This is a genomic window from Vibrio sp. S9_S30 (assembly GCF_014694455.1).
Classification (GTDB): Bacteria; Pseudomonadota; Gammaproteobacteria; order Enterobacterales; family Vibrionaceae; genus Vibrio.
On record NZ_JAAUWT010000011.1, the window covers coordinates 37,878 to 54,329 of the forward strand.

A 16,452-nucleotide genomic window follows, 5' to 3' on the forward strand; every position below is an offset into this window, starting at 1 on the left:
CAAAACACGCCAGCATTTTGCTGGCGTGTTTGTTCATACTGCAAAATCACATTCAAATAGAAGGCTCAGTTAAGCGGATAACTTACCTACCACATCACAGACTTGATACCCTATTTGAAACATAATGATATCGTCACATGTATTAACTCATTCCTTGTTGGTTTGCTATCAATACCCAATGAGGTCGAGCAAGCAGGCGTACAGGAGACCACAATGAAAATCCTCATTTTACATGGCTTATACATGCACGGTTTGGTCATGCAGCCTTTAAGCCAACGCCTTCGCAAACTCGGGTATGAAACGCAAGTGATCAGCTATAACTCTGTCACTATCGATGAAGATAAGCTGTTCCGCACCATTGATTCTGCCCTAGATCGAACGCAAAAAAACATACTGGTCGGGCACAGCCTGGGTGGCGTTGTAATTAAAAACTACCTTGCCTCGCGTTCCCCCTCCCCATCGCTTGTCTCCCATGTCATCGCTATTGGTTCTCCACTTAAAGGGGCGTCTATTATTGGCAAAATTCAAGAGTTAGGCTTGGGAGCCATGTTAGGTAATACACCGGAATTTGGACTAGAAAAACACGACGACGTATGGCGCTACCCGCAAAAACTGGGCAGCATTGCCGGAACGCTCCCACTGGGCATGCGAACTTTATTGTTGATGGATAACAACACCCTGTCAGATGGCACGGTAACGGTAGAAGAAACACAAATAGAAGGCATGACCGATCACCTAAAAACCCAATCTAGCCACACCAGCATGATATACAATCACTACCTTCCGAATCAGATCGATCACTTTATTCGGCAAAACCACTTCCGTCACACTCATTAGAGGAAGTCGACCACTTTGTCCCTTAATACGAGAGCGCTCAGGTAGTGAATGTCTAATACCTATATTGTTCGTCTGTCTGCCATTCTATTCGATGGCGAACCCAACCATAAAGAGCAGTGCAGATACGCACAAATAATAGATATAACATTCTGATTAAAAAGAAGTTTATAGTCTGTCGTGTAACTCGCAAATTTCTTAAACACATTCACTATAAAGAAATAACATGTTTTATCATTAAGCCCCCATAACAAAGGACTTAAAAATGAAAAAACTGGCTTTCCTCATTTCTTCGACTCTTCTCGTAACCGCGTGTGGTGGAGGTGATGATGGTGTATCTTCAACGTCTGATAATAGCAAAACAAAAATCACTACCAATAGCATAACCAAAATGTCTAACAGCATTAACGCCATTGATTTTAATACTGTGCTTAGTGTTGCGAATGATGTTCTCAACAACAGCCATCAAAGTGCGTCTCCCACAACAAGTGATCTTTCTAAAACGACAGCATGTTTTAACCATTCTGGAGAAGTGGTGTTAACCACTAACGGCAATGAAATGGCTAATAATGGCACTCTATCCATTAATAGCTGTAGCTTATCGTACGATCTAAATATTAAAGTAAACGGCAAGCTGGACTACTCTAAGGCTGGAAGTGCTTATTCTCTCACTGGATTCTTTAGCATTAGAGACGAAAATAGAGCTGAAGAGTTGGTATCGTTCAAAAATATCGACCTTAAGTATGCCGCTCCAAGCTTAACTTTCCATTCGATTATCTCAGCAGACGGTGAGACACATGGAATAACCATCAAGCATTCCACTGATAGCGACAACGTAATGTCTACAACAAGCATAAAAGTTGATGGAGCAGAAGGAACGTGGTTCCAAATCGATCAAACCACATCATCAGACAGGTTAAGCTGCAAACTGACACAAAGCTCAAATCTTAGCTTTTCCTCAAGCGATGCTTGTAGCACATTCTAACGTTTGATTCGTTTGGCACTACATCGCCAAATCTAATCCGCTAAAAAAACTGAGTGAACTCAATCAGCTTTTAGCACAAACCTTTAAATCAATCAGGGGATTTACAATGTAAATCCCCTGATTTTTGAACTCACTTAATCGCCAGCCCTTTTCCATTCAAGTAGCCTTTGATATGAGGCCTAGATTCTTCCGAAAGTTTGCCTGTGATTTGCTCCGACCATGTAACGTTTTTGTTGTTACCGCTCCGGCTTGAGTAGTATTGCAACATGGTTTGGTCGTACTCCCTAACCTTGTTTTTATCTAAGGGCTGGTACGTGTTTTCATGCACAATCACCCCAGGGCTTAGCCTTGGTTTGACTTCGGGGTTTTGGTCTGGGTGCCCTAAACACATACCAAACAAAACCGCAGTATGTGGGGGCAACTCCAGCAGTTCATCCACTTCTTGAGCACAGTTTCTTAACCCACCAATGTACACCCCCCCTAACCCCATTGATTCCGCAGCCAATAGGCAGTTTTGAGCCATGATCCCCGCGTCCACGGCGCCAATCAACGTCAGTTCGGTAAATTCGGGTTTAACGTTCTCGTTCATTTCAACATGACGTTGCAAGTCGATGCAAAACACCAAAAACTCTGGGGCGGTGCCTACGTATTTTTGACCACCTGAAAACGTCACCAAAGCGTCACGTTTCACTGGATCGGTTACGCGAATGATGGTGTTGACCTGTAACAAACTGGAAGACGATGCCGCAATACCCGCTCGAATAATGGTATCCAGCTGTTCTTTGGTCACGGCTTCTTGAGTAAATGCACGAATCGAACGATGAGAAAGAATGGTGTCGATAGTTGAGTTCATAAGCATTCCATATTAAGGGAGATGAGCGTGAGTAACATTCACAACAACCTTTTATAAATAAATTCCAAAACGATGTCGAATACCGCGATCGCAAAGCCAATAATTACAAGCGAGGTTGCGATTCAACGACGCCACTTTCGAGTTTTCTCTCATTCGATTCTTGAATAATGCGCTCTATTTCTAGCGTTTCCTCTTCATCTGCACCGTCCAATAACGCCTCATAAATCCGAGCATTGATCCTGGCTTTTCGCAGTAAGAAGAAATCGTGTAATGAATAAGCGATTTCTAGCCTTCGTTGAGGATATTGATTGATCAGCTCACCCAAAAGCGCACCGGATTGCTTAGGGTACGCCAGCGTAATATTAATGGCCACATCGCTAGCATTTAGCGATGACCCTTGCAGCGCAGTGCGGAACAGCACGCCTGGGTCGGTTGGGTTTTGACCCAGAGCCGCTACCAACAACTTGAGCTCTGGGTCTGCAATGTCGGTGTATTTGAAATCCAACATAGGATCTAACTCGGCGGTTCCCGTGGGAATGGGCTGCACATTCACTTGATAGTGGCTGACCGCTTCTAATGTGTCGGTCCGCACAAAGAGTTTGCGGAACAACAAGAAACCAAACACAAATAAGTGAACCACAATGAGATAGTAGTAAAGCCAAACAATGGAAAACTCATTCATAAGATAGCCAGCAATGATGGGACCAGTTACTCCACCAATCCCCACCAATACTTGCATGGTACTTGTCGCTGGCATTGCCTCTTTGGGCTGGATGTGGTCAAACACCTGAGTCACGGCAAGTGGGAACAGCGCAACGCCAGAGCCACCCGACACCCAAAATAGGACAGCGAGCATTTCAATCGGCATTGGCACATAATTCTCTAAAATGATCAACGAATTGCTGATCATCCCCATAAACATGAGCCCCGACGCAATAACGCGCTTGTCGTACCTATCTGCTAGCCATCCTGTCGGAAACTGAGTCAACAACCCGCCCATTTGGTATGAACCCAAAATCAGCGATAGCCAGATTCCAGATATGCCCTTACCGTAGGCGTACAACGAAATTAAGGATACGCTCGCGGCGTTAATCAACCCAGCACAAAAACAAGAAAGGGTGCCAGAAGGGGAATAGTTCCAAAGTTTTTTGATGGTAAGAGGCGCACTTTTTTCCGGTAATTCAGGCATTGGTAATCGACTCATCGACATAATGATGAGAGCAATGCACAAAAACACGGAAATAACCCCAAAAATTCGGGGATCTTGCGCGCCCGAAAATGCGATCAAAAAAGGAGCGGTACCAAAGCCAATCGCGAAGCAAATTTGATAGGTGCCATACACTCTGCCGCGGTTACTGCGATCACTCAATACATTAAGCCAGCTTTCTAAGGTAATAAAACTGGTGACATAACACACACCCGCGATCATTCTTAGCACCGACGTGACATAGATGTCGCTTGAATAACTGTGCAAAACCGACACGATAGCCAACATAGCCGCCATCGAGGCAAACGCTCGAATATGCCCAACACGCAACACCACTTTTGAACCAAATAAACCCGCACAAATGGCCCCTACGGCAAACATACTCATCGCTAAACCGATTTCAGAAGAATCAAACCCGCCGTCTTTTAAGCGAATCGGCAACATGACATAAAGCAAGTTATGGCTGATCGCAAACGCAAAAATAGCGAACAAAATAGGTCTTATACGGATGAATATGTTGCTTCTCATAGGCATTATGGACTTTTTAGACAATCAATTGATGGCAAGAATTGCTGATTAAAGCATCAACTACAACATAGCACAGGTTAAAAGCCAGCCAGCCCATTAAAAAGGATAAATATCAGACAATCCGGTGAAGTTGTGCACAATCTCAAGTGCGAGAGCGCAATATGCATGGCGAAAATTGAAGATCGCATTCACCCAAAATTCACGGTAAGGTGAGCCAAACTTAAAACCAATACGGAATATCAAGATGCTTAGCTACGTCGAAGTTGAACCGACTACAGAAGCCACGGCCAGTGTAATTTGGCTGCACGGTCTTGGCTCAAATGGTCACGATTTTGAAGCCATTCTTCCTGAACTGAAATTACCCACCGATGCCCCTGTGCGCTTTATTTTCCCGCACTCCCCTTCCATTCCTGTCACTGTTAACGGCGGAATGGTGATGCCAGCGTGGTACGACATTATTGAAATGGGCGCAGGGAGAAAATTGAATTCGCAGCAGCTCATCGACTCCGCCCATCAAGTGGTGGAATTGATTAAGCAAGAACAAAAGCGTGGAATTGCGTCAAACCGCATCATACTTGCAGGGTTTTCTCAAGGTGGCGCGGTGGCATACCATGCAGCATTAAGCTACGACCAGCCATTGGCTGGCTTGCTAGCGCTTTCCACGTATTTTCCTACCTCTGACGCCATCGAATACTCAGAAGCAAACAAAGCGTTACCCATAGAGATCATGCATGGCAGCTATGATCCCGTTGTTTTCCCAGCCATGGGCGAAGAAGCCAAAACCGATTTAGAAGCCGCAGGGTACACACCCAATTGGCGCACTTACCCAATGGAACATCAGGTATGCATGCCGCAAATTAAAGACATTTCTGAGTGGTTGCACCGCCTACTCAACCTTTAAATCGGCGTTAAACCATGTCATTCCACGTGCGGGATCCCAACCCGCACGACTTACCTAACGGAATGCGGCTCTTCCCCTACACGGCTATCACGAAAGAATGGGCTATTGTACGCCACTAGAAGGAGCGACCCGCCCCATTCGAATAGCGACGGCAAACGGATAAGAGGTTCGCCTACTCCCCCGTGCAACCAAGCCAGTTTTCCCCTTTGTGAGCGTCACCATACTGATCTTGGGGGTTGCGAAGCGCGCAATTGTCCAAAGACAAACAACCGCAACCAATGCACCCACCCAAATCATTCTGAAGCGCCTGCAAACGACGGATTCTGTCTTCTAACATCGCGTGCCAACGGCTCGCCAGTGTATCCCATTCTTTTTTGTTTGGTGCTTGGTGTTTAGGTAAGTGCGACAATGCCTGAGAAATCTCCTCTAACGACAAGCCAACTTGCTGGGCAGCTTTGATCACCGCAATTCTACGCAAGACACTGCGGTGAAACCGCCGCTGATTGCCAGCGTTCCGCCAACTGGATATCAGCCCTTTTTGTTCATAGAAGTGAATTGCTGACACTTTCACCCCAGCTCGTTTAGCGACTTCGCCAACACCTATGTCCATATATCACCTACAAAAAGATCAAAAAAGACCTTTACCTCAACTTAACTTGAGGTTTTAGAGTAGCACGCAAACCTAAAGAATTCACGAAGGAAAAAGAATGAAAAACAAAACCTTTCCCTACTTAGTTGGCCGCTTTTTTGATGGTATTTCATCGGGGCTTTTCATGATGGCGCTGCCTTGGGTGATTCTCTCTCAACCCAATATGGGCACGTTCGTTGCCATGGTCGCGCTCTTATGTACCGCCGTTTCATTTGTGGCAACACCGTTCTTTTCGACGTTGATTGATCGCCATTCTCGTAAGAATTTATTGGTGATCAATCAAGTCATACAAGCCTTAACCGCTGCCATTGTGGTTATCGCGTATTCACTCGATGCAGGATCACATTGGTTACTGGCTGGAGCTCAGCTGGTGATATGGGTATCCAGTAACCTAGCATGGTCGACCAACAACGCGTTCACTCAAGAAAACTACGACTCACATGAATATGCGTCCATTTCTGGTTACCAAGAGGTGGTCATGCAGGGCACCACTTTGGGGGCTGGCGCGTTAGGTGTGATGCTTTTGGAGCTATGGAGCATGTGGGAATTTGCGTTGTTCGCGGCGATCGCATCGGGCATAGCCTCTATTGCTTACTGGCTTACCCCGTATCGTAGAAAGCTAAGAAAAACCCAAGCTGTACCTTTCTTTGCTCAGTTAAAAGAGAGCAAGAGCCTCTTCGCCAACGCGCCGCGTTTCTATGCTTTCATTCTGTTGTCTTGCTTGTCGTACCCAATACTGACGTTTTTAGGAAAACTCGTCCCCATTTGGTTTTCTGAAGCGGGGATTTCAGGAGAATGGCTCGCGGGGTACAACATCAGTTTCGGCTTGGGCTCGTTAATTACAGGGCTGTTGGTTCGCAAAATTCTGGCGGAAGCATCACACCAAAAGACCATGCAATACTCCATGTTTGTAGTGGGCGTAATGTTGGTCGGAATGTCGATTTATCAGCACCCAGTTTACTTAATGGCGTTTACAGTGGGCTTTGGGTTCTTTAATGCGCTTAACCGCATTGCGAGAACCAATTGGATGCACCACAGTGTGAAGGTGTCTGAACGTGGCCGGGTCGAAGGCGGATTGGCTTTGTTTTCAACTTTGGTGCAATCACTGAGTTATGTACTCATCGCTTTTCTTAGTCATTATGAGATAACTCGGTATGGATTCGTCATTGCAGCCGTCATTGTTATCGCTGCCGCTATCATCATGACCTTCTTAACCAAAAGCCGCCAGTTTACCGAGCAACCGGTTACCTAAATTTCTGTCTTTAATGGAAGAAAATCACGGTATAACAACACTATGAATAACACTGACAATTTCTAACCGAGTGTTGACATATGCACTCATCGGCACGGCAAACTCCATCGCGCTTACCTTCATTTCACTAAAAATCAATAAACCAATTCAGGAATGGCTATGGAGTTTACCCAACAAGATCGCGAAGCACTTTATCAGGTCTGGATGTCGCAAAAGGCAAAAATGCGCATGACTCAAATGGAAATCACCAAACGACTTGGGATCAGCCAAATCGATTTTTCCGAGCTTTTAAGAGGGAGTGCGCGGTTGGAGCCTGCTTTTGTTGAACAGTTTTGCAACCAATTACATGTCGACCCAAAATCGGTTATCCCTTCATTGAAAAACAGCGAGAACGCAGGGCAAGTGATCTACTTAAAAAGTCGCATCACCGTTGATGGGGAGATCCAAAAAACCTACGTTGAAGGAAATCAAGTCGTTGTGGAGTATGCACACACGCTAAGCTAATGCCGATACAGAGGGTTCAAATCTGTTGAAAGAAAAGAGGAAATACCAATGCATTAAAAACCCTTCCAAAATTGAAAGGGTTCATAACGTGCTCTCAATAATTAAAACGACCAACGTTTAAGACAATCAACGTTTAAGACAATCAATACTTAAGACGGCTTTTTCGCCAACACTTCATCAATATCGGCAGCCGAGTGACGTTCTGGTACTTGCTCCCACTCTTCTCCCCATGCACGGTTAACTATTCGACCACGTTGCACGGCGGGACGCTGAGCAATGTCTTTTGCCCAGCGCATCAGGTTGGGGTAGCTCTCTACACCTAAAAACTCAGCAGCATCATAAAGAACGCCAAGCACAAGGTTGCCATACCACGGCCACGTTGCGATATCCGCAATGCTGTATTCATCGCCACCTAAGTATTTGTTATTCGCAAGGCGCTTATCCAAGACATCGAGCTGACGCTTAGCTTCCATAGAAAAGCGATTGATCGGGTACTCAAACTTCTCTGGCGCGTAGGAATAAAAATGACCAAAGCCACCGCCTAAATACGGTGCCGACCCTTGCAGCCAAAACAGCCAATTCAACACTTCTGTGCGTGCTTTCGGCTCTTTAGGCAATAACTGCCCAAACTTGTCTGCCAAATAAAGCAAAATACCGCCCGATTCAAATACATTTACTGGCTCACTGCCTGAGCGATCCACCAGCGCTGGGATTTTCGAGTTAGGGTTAACACTCACAAAACCTGAACCAAACTGGTCACCATCGCCAATTTTGATTAAATACGCATCGTATTCCGCTTCGGTCACGCCAAGTGCCAAAAGTTCTTCCAACATAATGGTGACTTTCTGCCCATTTGGGGTGCCCATGGAGTAGAGCTGTAGCGGGTGGTTCCCTACTGGCAGTGCTTGTTCATGCCGTGCACCCGAATCTGGTCTGTTAATGCTTGCCCACTGACCGCCATTTTCATCTTCCATCGTCCAAACTTTTGGTGGTGTATATTCGTTTGCCATCTCAATTCCTTATCTGTGTGAGGAGGGGGGATATCTCTGAGCCTGAGATCAGCAGACCCTACCACATACATTAGGTCTTTTTTCTCAGTTAAAACCCCTATCTGATATTTTTATTAGAACGATCGGTTATTTATAACTCATTGTTTAGAATAAAGCTAACTCATTAACGCAATCTTTAAAGCATGCGCTTAACCCCGAAAAGCACATCGCTATTTTGTGCTCTGGCGAGCAAATAATCTCAATGAAACAAGCACATCCATAGGTTTGAAGAATTTCCGCATCGAGCCGCTTAATTACGCTGAAAAACGTCGATTACTCCTCAAGACTAGACGCTCCCCTGCAAACACGCTTGGTAAACTTTTATTATTGAACACGATGCTAGGGTTATCAGAAAGGATAAGGGCTTTCTCACGCTAGAGCATGGACCATAGTTTTGGTAGTGGAGATGAAAAAACCTGAGGAGATACACCTCTCTTGCATCGCATTCAGTTAAGAAGAGACACTGAAAGTAAGTAAGAAAAGAAGAAGTGGAAGACCAGCAGCTGGATCTGCTGGTCTCCAATTTGCTAACCGTAAACCACTTAGTCAGTAAAGTGCGCGGCAATCTTGTCGACGGCTTGGTCAACATATTCCGCAACATCGTAAAGCCCAACATGATTGGAACCCTGAATCACTTCGAGCTTTCCAGCGCCAGCGGTTGCTCGTAACATTTGCTCACTTTCGTATGCCGAATCCGCTTCAGAGCCAACAATCATCAGCAAAGGGGTCGGCGACAGATTTTCAGCGATATCCAATGCCGAAAAGTTGGCTAAGCTGGCAAACGACCAAGGCAGAAACTTGCTCTCATAACGCCCTTTTTGCCCTCGGGGCGTCATGTAGTAATCGTAAAACTCTCTGAATAGTCTTGGCATGTCTTCACTGTCCGATTCAGGTGCATGAGGTAAATAGCTGATTTCACCTGTCTGTTGATAGGTTTCTCTTGCTTTGTTGCCCAGCTCTAGCACATCCAACACACCTTCTCTTCCCATAATGGTTTGATAAAAACCTCGGTGATCAAAGTAAGCACTGACTGTGGCTACGGATTTAATTCGTCTATCCGTTGCAGCCGCAAAGCTTAAGTATCCTCCTCCTGAACACACGCCTAAGCCATAAACACGATCGGGCTGAACATGGTGATGTAACCGAAGAAACGTCACTGCGTTAGAAATGTCTTCCGCTTTTAGGTAAGGGTTCTCATGAAATCTCGGCTGCCCTTCACTCGCCCCAAACGTTGCGTGGTCAAAGGTCAGAGTCACAAAACCTTTAGCGGCTAATCGAGTAGCGTAGTGATCGACCGTTTGCTCTTTAACGCCCGCTTGAGGCCCTGCAATCACTACCGCAGGAAAAGGGTGATTTCCTTGAACTGGAATAAAAAGGTGTGCGGCAATTCGGTGACCGTTGCTATAAAAGGAGGTGTTTTGTTGAGTGTAAGTCATAAAAGTTCTGCCTCTAATGATGAATGATTCGCGATTTTTGAATGATGACTACATCATAGGAACAGTTTGATTTATGATATATACATCAACACTATACTGACTGTTACATAATGAACAACAATATTTCCTTGCTCGATGTAAAAGCGTTTGTCGCCATCGTATCGTATGGCAGCTTTACCAATGCTGCTGAGGCACTAGGGGCATCTAAGGCACATCTCTCACGCCAATTGAGCCAACTAGAAAGAGCGTTAGGCGTGCAGTTATTGATACGCACAACTCGCTCCCTCAAGTTGACTGAACAAGGGGAGCGTTTTTATTCAAAATCCCAAGCCGCCCTAATGGAAATCGAACAAGCGGCTTTTGATGCATTGGAGCAAAGCGCATCGATGTCTGGGTTGATCCGCATCAACAGCCTAGGAGGGGCATTTGGCGAAGAATACTTGTCGCAAGCCATCGCCGAGTTTTCTATGTGTTACCCAGAGATTCGCATTGATATTTCCTTCGACAGCAAACAAGTCAGCTTAATGGAGGATGAGTTTGATCTTGTGATCCGCTCAGGAAACCTGCCTGATTCTCGTATGGTTGCTCGACACTTAATGGATATGGATGTGGGCGTATTTTGCTCTCAGGACTATTTAAAAGGTAAATCGCTCCCGAGCCACCCAAGCCAATTTAAAGAACATCGCTGCTTAACTGGTACAATAGACAAGTGGACATTCACTCACTCAAATGGTGAATCACAAACCATCCAAGTCAGCCCGTCTGCAAGCTGTTCAAATAGCCGGGTATTATTGACTTACGCGATCAACGGAATGGGTATTTGTCGCCTGCCTAGCCGATACGCAGAAACCCATTTAAGAAACGGTAAATTGGTCCACGCCATTGAAGATTGGTCTGTTGCCTCTATCCCTATTCACCTTATTTACAACAAAAACCGCTACCAACCAGAAAAGCTTAAAACGCTGATTCAGTTTCTTTGTGCATGGTTTCAAAATGGAAAATACAGTTCTGAGTAAGAGATAAGAAAAAGACCGAGGTTCTCGCCAACTTTAAGAAGAAAGCTGGCGAGTGAGAACCATCAGTTCTGGTGGGCTGGTAAGTTTTGTGTTTCGTAAGCATCAGCGAATGAATGGTTACGATCTCGATGCTTGGCTTCGTCGTTACGAATTTGCAAAATCACGTCTCTTAGCATCGCATCGCTGGGCAGTTGATAGTAACTAATCGCGATTTTCGGTGCAGGAACGTTCTCTACTTCACCACCATCAATTTTACCAAGATACTCGGTATAACTTTTACAGGCTTCTTCCTCAAAATACCCGACCACTCGATGTGCAATCTTAGACGAAAGCAGATAAATCAAACCGTAAACGACAATAAAGACTCCTTGCCCAAGCAGCACTAAAGCGCGCTCAACCCAACTGGGTTTTGCAATATCCAAAAAAATCATAAGGTGCATTCGCTCATTCTCGGCTTCGTCTAGCAACTCTCTGATCCAGCCTTCATCGTCTTTCATGCGCCTAAGAGCCTTCATGTGGTTAAACATGCCCGCAACCATGCCAGGCACCGCAGCGATGGTTTCTAAGATCACGGCGCGTTTTGCGTACTTCTTCCCATAGAAAATATTGAGAGTAAATTTCAAAAATTGCGTAATACGATACGCAACACGTTCGGAAAACTTACTCGCAGAGCGATGCGTTAATTTAAAGTCTGACATGAGCTTTACTTCCTTCAACTTAAAATATGTATTTAAAATACACCTTTAAAATGCAACCTTCAATAGTTTTTAGATCTTTAAACTATTTTTTATACGCCATCCGAGCATATATAAATAGGAAGATAGGCAAGAAACATAAAAAAAGCCATGGCATATCATGACTTTTATCGCATTCAAACGTCGAAAAACCTAATACGGGTTGCCTTAATAAACATCACGCACATAACGCTTCCAGTTCTTCCAAACTTTTGGTGGTGTATATTCGTTTGCCATCTCAATTCCTTATCTGTGTGAGGAGGGGGATATCTCTGAGCCTGAGATCAGCAACCCCTACCACATACATTAGGTCTTTTTGCTCGGTTAAAAGAAACTCCCCCTATTTATTAGCTAACAGGTTTCACGAGGATTTTATGGTTATCAAAATCAATTCGTACGTCAAATTGATGAAAAAAGTCTGCACCAAGTAAGCCATCCAGTTGAAATCGAGGGTCAATAGGAAACAGTAGCGCCTTGCTGGTAAAAGAATGCCCATACGTGGTCATTGGCTCGTTGAGAAGTTGGCAAGGAATGTTTCCTAAGCTGTATTGGCACGCTTCTAACGATTCCTTCGGATTCACTTTGTTGCTCACAAACAGAGTGTTGGATGCCCCAGTATCCAAAACCAACGTGTAGAGCTGATTTTTAGTCTCAACGGCGACACCAATCCCTTCCTTGGAAACACCAAGATCAGACCATTGTTTGGATACCGATTGGTCTGAATTTACAATAGACAGTTCTTTGTCTTTAAAGCTGATTTGTACCGTTCTTCCTGAAAACAGCCCTAACCCTATAACGGGTAAATCATCCGTGTCTGCTTTTTCTCCTCCAACAGATACTCCCCACGATTGGAGCGCGACCACTTCAAGATCTTCAAATTCCAAGCATCCTAATTTCAGCATTTTTAAGTGATAAACAGAATTGTTGAACTCTTTCCCTGCGGCATTCATGCTTTTGCGTTTTTCGGGTAAATCCGTTATTCCCTTTAGGTTAATCATCATTGACTTGGGCAAATGTAACCCTGCGCTTGACCCCGTATCCAGAAGGAAGTCTATCTCTTGTCCACCGATCTCCAGCGTCACCACTGGCATACCTTTAGGAGTGAAAGAAATAGGAGTACTGAGCGAGTCGCAACTCTTGGAAAATGAAGCCGCACTGAAAGTAAGTAAGAAAAGAAGAAGCGGGAGGCGACCGAAAAGACGGAAAATAACATGCATTGGTAGATAACCTTAAATAAAGTAAGTCAGATTCATTGTTCACAATAAATCCATAGAGTGAGCCATACTAATCTTTCAATAACTTAACTTAAACTTACGAATCTAATATTCTTAGTAAAATGCGTCTGGGTCCACATTCCATCTACACACTATTTTAAAATAGTTTTTTGGAGATATTAAATTGAAATTAATTTTCACTCCTCATAAAAAATAAGAGACCATTTTAAATATAGAAACGGCCTTTGAAATAATAAATTATAAACTCTATATAGGAAATCAGGATGCTGATAAATAATTATGATTTGAAGTTATTCTAAACAAAGAACTTCTGATATTTTTTTATATGGAACTCCTTCATCCAGAAGCTTAGCAGACATTCTTGAATAAAGCTCTTTCATTGAATCACAATAAACAGTTGGATTAATACAACTATTATTCTTGCTACTATATTTCAAATGAACAGCATTTGTACCACCACCACAAATTTTTGACCAACAACAGTCAGTACATTGTTCTGGTATTGTTCTCAATTCTTTATCTAGTTTTTCAAATTGTTCAATTAACAAGTAATCATACAGTGATGTGCTCACAACATTACATTTTGGGAACGCATTCCAAATTGGGCTTTGGAATAAAAGATCATCAGGACCAAGATCTCCATTAGATTGTATAGTAAAAGAAATAGTTACCATATCTAAATCACTATATCCACCTAATGAAAATTTATTTATTCCTGAGAATTTCAAAAGCGCAGTTGAAAATTTCCGAATAGAAACATCTTTGAATCCACCATCAATCCATGCATCTAATGCGCTTCCCATGAATTTCTCGTATCCATGATCATATACAAAGTCATCATGATTCATTGCAGGAAACAAGAAATCCATATTTTTAACTTCAAGATCATTGACGAAGTGATTATAAACCTCTCTACCGTCAGATTTTGGATTAATAACGCACAGAAGACCAAAAGATGGAATTCTTCCATTTTTGTGAGCATCTCTTAGTTTTATAATACCTTGTTTTTCACTACCATATGATCCTTGCCCATTAGTCAATATTCTTTGTTCATCATTATAAACCTCAAGCCCATCTAAGCTAGCACCAACAGAAATATTATATTGTTCAAAATTTTGTATCCAATCTTCAGCACTTAAACACATGCCATTGAATTACCGAAGTAAATCAGCAATAGAGAACCAGTTCCCTTTGCTCAAGGTGGTCACGAGGCTTATTACTAGCTGGTCGGATAAGAACACCCGATACCGTTTCATAAACCTGTACTTTTCGCCATTTTTTGAACGCTTTCCGCATTATAGAATTGCTTAAACTGCTTTTGTAGGGAGATAATCGTCATCAGCTTCACGGTTGATGTTGGTGGTTTGTTTGGCGACGATTATCTGATCATAAATGACTATCTAAATAACCGCTTAGAGCTTAAGATCCTGTCTATGAGAATGGCATAAAGCCATGGCGAACCATGGCTTTGAATGACATGCAAGCTTAGAAAAGCTTAATACACGTCACGCACATAACGCTTCTGCTTTTTGAGCTGGTTAACATAGGCTTCTGCTTCTTCTTTGGATTTGTTACCGTGAACTTCGATAACGTCATGCAAGGCTTTGTCTACATCTTTTGCCATGTAGTACGCATCACCACACACGAAGAAGTAACCACCGCGCTCTAACCATTCATACAGTTCCGCGCCACTCTCACGCATTTTGTCTTGCACATAGACTTTTTCTGCTTGGTCACGCGAAAAAGCCAAATCCAGTTTAGTAAGCACTCCCTTACTTTGTAACGCTTCCAGTTCTTCTTGGTAAATAAAATCCGTCGCACTGTTTCTATCACCAAAGATTAGCCAGTTATCACCAGGGGAAGCTTGAACTTCGCGCTCTTCAAGGAACGCTCGGAATGGCGCAATACCCGTTCCCGGCCCCACCATGATCATCGGCGCTTTGTCGTCTTCTGGCACCGCGAAATTCTTGTTAGGGGCAAAGTAACAAGGCACGACGTCCCCTTCTTCCACCAAGTCGGCCAACCACGTAGAGCACGTACCATTGTAGTCGCGGTCGCCGTTTTGGTAACGCACACTGCCAATGGTCAAGTGAACTTCGTCTGCGTGCTTGTTCAAGCTCGATGAAATCGAGTAAGCACGCGGTGCAATAGGCTTAAGCAGCGATAATATTTCTGCCAGCGATAACGTCACGCTTGGGTATTGCCGCAACAAATCGAGAATGTCTTTCCCCCAAAGAAAATCATTTAAGCCTTTATTGTCTTCATTACCAATGAGTGCGATCAATGTGTGATCGCTGGCGCTTTCCGCCAAGGCTTTGACAAATTCTTTGGATGGGGTACGAATATCCAAATGCGAGGTGAAAATTTCGCGCAAACTGAAGTTGTCACCATTCCAAGATGGCTTTTCATCGCCACTGAACTGAAAGTGCTCTAGGAATGCTTGAACCAGTTCAGGGCGGTTTTGAGCGATTACGTTGAGGGCGTCACCAGCTTTATAGCACTCACCGCTGCCTTCCAACGAGATTTCGTAATGTACGATTTCTTTGCTGGAACCTGCTTTGTTCAGCACACGCTTATGTTTTAGCGTGGCTTGCAGTGGTTGTTTACGGCTGTACTTCGACTTAGCCTTTGGGGCGCTGCCTCCTTGAGCTACGGTGGCTTCACCGTCATCCCCCTTGTCGGCAATGCCCGGTAGAGTGGCGATCATCCACTCTTCGGCAGGTTGTTCAAAATCGATGTCGCAATCCACCCGCGCCGTCACCCGCGTTGCACCAAGTTCTTCAAGACGCTCATCCCAAAGCTTACCCGCTAAGCAGAACTCATCGTAACTGGTGTCGCCAAGTGCCAGTATGGAGAAAAAGGTGCCGTCCAATTGAGGGGCGTGTTCATCCGACATGGTTTGCCAAAGTGACTCGGCGTTGTCGGGCATTTCACCCTCACCATAGGTACTGGTTACTATCAGGATACGAGAAGATTTCACAAAGATTTGTGCATCGACGTCATCCATGTCGTAAACCGAGGCGGTCATGCCATATTCTTTGGCTTTTTCTGCTGTGTCGTAAGCGACCGCTTCAGCGTTGCCCGTTTGAGAACCATAAAGAATGGTGAGCGCCTTTACTTGAGGCTTGGATTCCGCGTGTACCACGGATTCTTCCTTGACCAACAGGCGCGAGTGCAACCCAGAAAAGAAGCCCGCCAACCAGGTCTTCTGATCGTCGTTAAACGGAATGTCTTGAGGCAAATAAGGTACTTTCATTTTTCTTCCTACT

At 44.3% G+C, this 16,452-nt stretch carries 15 protein-coding genes and 1 pseudogene; 6 read left to right on the forward strand and 10 right to left on the reverse strand.

The window, feature by feature from the left end:
* Positions 1-213: 213 nt before the first annotated feature.
* Complete coding sequence (locus HC752_RS14080) at positions 214-837, forward strand: esterase/lipase family protein (protein WP_190335808.1); 624 nt, start codon at positions 214-216, stop codon at positions 835-837.
* Between the two features lie 262 nt (positions 838-1,099).
* On the forward strand, positions 1,100-1,819 hold the full coding sequence (locus HC752_RS14085) for a hypothetical protein (RefSeq protein WP_190335809.1): 720 nt from the start codon (positions 1,100-1,102) through the stop codon (positions 1,817-1,819).
* Between the two features lie 130 nt (positions 1,820-1,949).
* Here HC752_RS14085 and nfsA read toward each other — a convergent pair whose 3' ends face one another.
* Both nfsA and HC752_RS14095 read right to left on the reverse strand, forming a co-directional pair.
* Positions 1,950-2,672, reverse strand: coding sequence for an oxygen-insensitive NADPH nitroreductase (nfsA, locus tag HC752_RS14090; RefSeq protein WP_190335810.1), 723 nt, complete (start codon positions 2,670-2,672; stop codon positions 1,950-1,952).
* A 103-nt stretch (positions 2,673-2,775) separates the two neighbouring features.
* A complete protein-coding gene (locus HC752_RS14095) occupies positions 2,776-4,371 on the reverse strand; it encodes an MFS transporter (RefSeq protein ID WP_238930524.1) in 1,596 nt (531 codons plus the stop codon).
* Between the two features lie 280 nt (positions 4,372-4,651).
* Between HC752_RS14095 and HC752_RS14100 the strand changes: the two genes are divergently transcribed.
* On the forward strand, positions 4,652-5,308 hold the full coding sequence (locus tag HC752_RS14100; RefSeq protein WP_190335812.1) for an alpha/beta hydrolase: 657 nt from the start codon (positions 4,652-4,654) through the stop codon (positions 5,306-5,308).
* A 172-nt stretch (positions 5,309-5,480) separates the two neighbouring features.
* Here the strand turns inward: HC752_RS14100 and soxR are convergent, their stop codons facing one another.
* Positions 5,481-5,918 (reverse strand): redox-sensitive transcriptional activator SoxR, encoded by a 438-nt coding sequence (gene soxR, locus HC752_RS14105; RefSeq protein ID WP_190335813.1) that lies wholly within the window; start codon positions 5,916-5,918, stop codon positions 5,481-5,483.
* 97 nt (positions 5,919-6,015) lie between these two features.
* On the opposite strand from soxR, the gene HC752_RS14110 reads away from it, so the two are divergent.
* Together HC752_RS14110 and HC752_RS14115 are read left to right on the forward strand one after the other, a co-directional pair.
* A complete protein-coding gene (locus HC752_RS14110) occupies positions 6,016-7,209 on the forward strand; it encodes an MFS transporter (RefSeq protein WP_190335814.1) in 1,194 nt (397 codons plus the stop codon).
* Between the two features lie 159 nt (positions 7,210-7,368).
* A complete protein-coding gene (locus HC752_RS14115) occupies positions 7,369-7,713 on the forward strand; it encodes an XRE family transcriptional regulator (RefSeq protein ID WP_190335815.1) in 345 nt (114 codons plus the stop codon).
* Positions 7,714-7,862: 149 nt separating this feature from the next.
* Here the strand turns inward: HC752_RS14115 and yghU are convergent, their stop codons facing one another.
* Together yghU and HC752_RS14125 are read right to left on the reverse strand one after the other, a co-directional pair.
* On the reverse strand, positions 7,863-8,723 hold the full coding sequence (gene yghU, locus HC752_RS14120; protein WP_190335816.1) for a glutathione-dependent disulfide-bond oxidoreductase: 861 nt from the start codon (positions 8,721-8,723) through the stop codon (positions 7,863-7,865).
* A 581-nt stretch (positions 8,724-9,304) separates the two neighbouring features.
* Positions 9,305-10,198, reverse strand: coding sequence for an alpha/beta hydrolase (locus tag HC752_RS14125; protein ID WP_190335817.1), 894 nt, complete (start codon positions 10,196-10,198; stop codon positions 9,305-9,307).
* Between the two features lie 110 nt (positions 10,199-10,308).
* On the opposite strand from HC752_RS14125, the gene HC752_RS14130 reads away from it, so the two are divergent.
* Positions 10,309-11,214 (forward strand): LysR family transcriptional regulator, encoded by a 906-nt coding sequence (locus tag HC752_RS14130; protein WP_190335818.1) that lies wholly within the window; start codon positions 10,309-10,311, stop codon positions 11,212-11,214.
* A 62-nt stretch (positions 11,215-11,276) separates the two neighbouring features.
* Here HC752_RS14130 and HC752_RS14135 read toward each other — a convergent pair whose 3' ends face one another.
* The 5 genes and pseudogenes from HC752_RS14135 to HC752_RS14155 all read right to left on the reverse strand — a co-directional run bounded on the left by HC752_RS14135 (position 11,277) and on the right by HC752_RS14155 (position 16,439).
* Positions 11,277-11,912 carry an alternative oxidase gene (locus HC752_RS14135; protein ID WP_190335819.1) on the reverse strand — a complete coding sequence of 212 codons (636 nt, stop codon included), beginning with the start codon at positions 11,910-11,912 and terminating at the stop codon, positions 11,277-11,279.
* A 383-nt stretch (positions 11,913-12,295) separates the two neighbouring features.
* Positions 12,296-13,165 (reverse strand): aspartyl protease family protein, encoded by an 870-nt coding sequence (locus tag HC752_RS14140; protein ID WP_190335820.1) that lies wholly within the window; start codon positions 13,163-13,165, stop codon positions 12,296-12,298.
* A 308-nt stretch (positions 13,166-13,473) separates the two neighbouring features.
* Positions 13,474-14,328: a hypothetical protein gene (locus tag HC752_RS14145; RefSeq protein WP_190335821.1), complete on the reverse strand. Its 855-nt coding sequence runs from the start codon at positions 14,326-14,328 to the stop codon at positions 13,474-13,476.
* Between the two features lie 12 nt (positions 14,329-14,340).
* Positions 14,341-14,522 (reverse strand): annotated as a pseudogene (locus HC752_RS14150) (IS4 family transposase); the annotation flags it as partial.
* 156 nt (positions 14,523-14,678) lie between these two features.
* Complete coding sequence (locus HC752_RS14155) at positions 14,679-16,439, reverse strand: diflavin oxidoreductase (protein WP_190335822.1); 1,761 nt, start codon at positions 16,437-16,439, stop codon at positions 14,679-14,681.
* Between the last annotated feature and the right edge of the window lie 13 nt (positions 16,440-16,452).

Coding starts and splice junctions, on each gene's coding strand:
- HC752_RS14115 (WP_190335815.1), top strand. CDS start 7,369: ATGGAGTTTACCCAACAAGATCGCGAAGCACTTTATCAGGTCTGGATG.
- HC752_RS14145 (WP_190335821.1), bottom strand. CDS start 14,328: ATGTGTTTAAGTGCTGAAGATTGGATACAAAATTTTGAACAATATAAT.
- yghU (WP_190335816.1), bottom strand. CDS start 8,723: ATGGCAAACGAATATACACCACCAAAAGTTTGGACGATGGAAGATGAA.
- HC752_RS14135 (WP_190335819.1), bottom strand. CDS start 11,912: ATGTCAGACTTTAAATTAACGCATCGCTCTGCGAGTAAGTTTTCCGAA.
- HC752_RS14125 (WP_190335817.1), bottom strand. CDS start 10,198: ATGACTTACACTCAACAAAACACCTCCTTTTATAGCAACGGTCACCGA.
- HC752_RS14140 (WP_190335820.1), bottom strand. CDS start 13,165: ATGCATGTTATTTTCCGTCTTTTCGGTCGCCTCCCGCTTCTTCTTTTC.
- HC752_RS14080 (WP_190335808.1), top strand. CDS start 214: ATGAAAATCCTCATTTTACATGGCTTATACATGCACGGTTTGGTCATG.
- HC752_RS14085 (WP_190335809.1), top strand. CDS start 1,100: ATGAAAAAACTGGCTTTCCTCATTTCTTCGACTCTTCTCGTAACCGCG.
- soxR (WP_190335813.1), bottom strand. CDS start 5,918: ATGGACATAGGTGTTGGCGAAGTCGCTAAACGAGCTGGGGTGAAAGTG.
- nfsA (WP_190335810.1), bottom strand. CDS start 2,672: ATGAACTCAACTATCGACACCATTCTTTCTCATCGTTCGATTCGTGCA.
- HC752_RS14130 (WP_190335818.1), top strand. CDS start 10,309: ATGAACAACAATATTTCCTTGCTCGATGTAAAAGCGTTTGTCGCCATC.
- HC752_RS14110 (WP_190335814.1), top strand. CDS start 6,016: ATGAAAAACAAAACCTTTCCCTACTTAGTTGGCCGCTTTTTTGATGGT.
- HC752_RS14155 (WP_190335822.1), bottom strand. CDS start 16,439: ATGAAAGTACCTTATTTGCCTCAAGACATTCCGTTTAACGACGATCAG.
- HC752_RS14100 (WP_190335812.1), top strand. CDS start 4,652: ATGCTTAGCTACGTCGAAGTTGAACCGACTACAGAAGCCACGGCCAGT.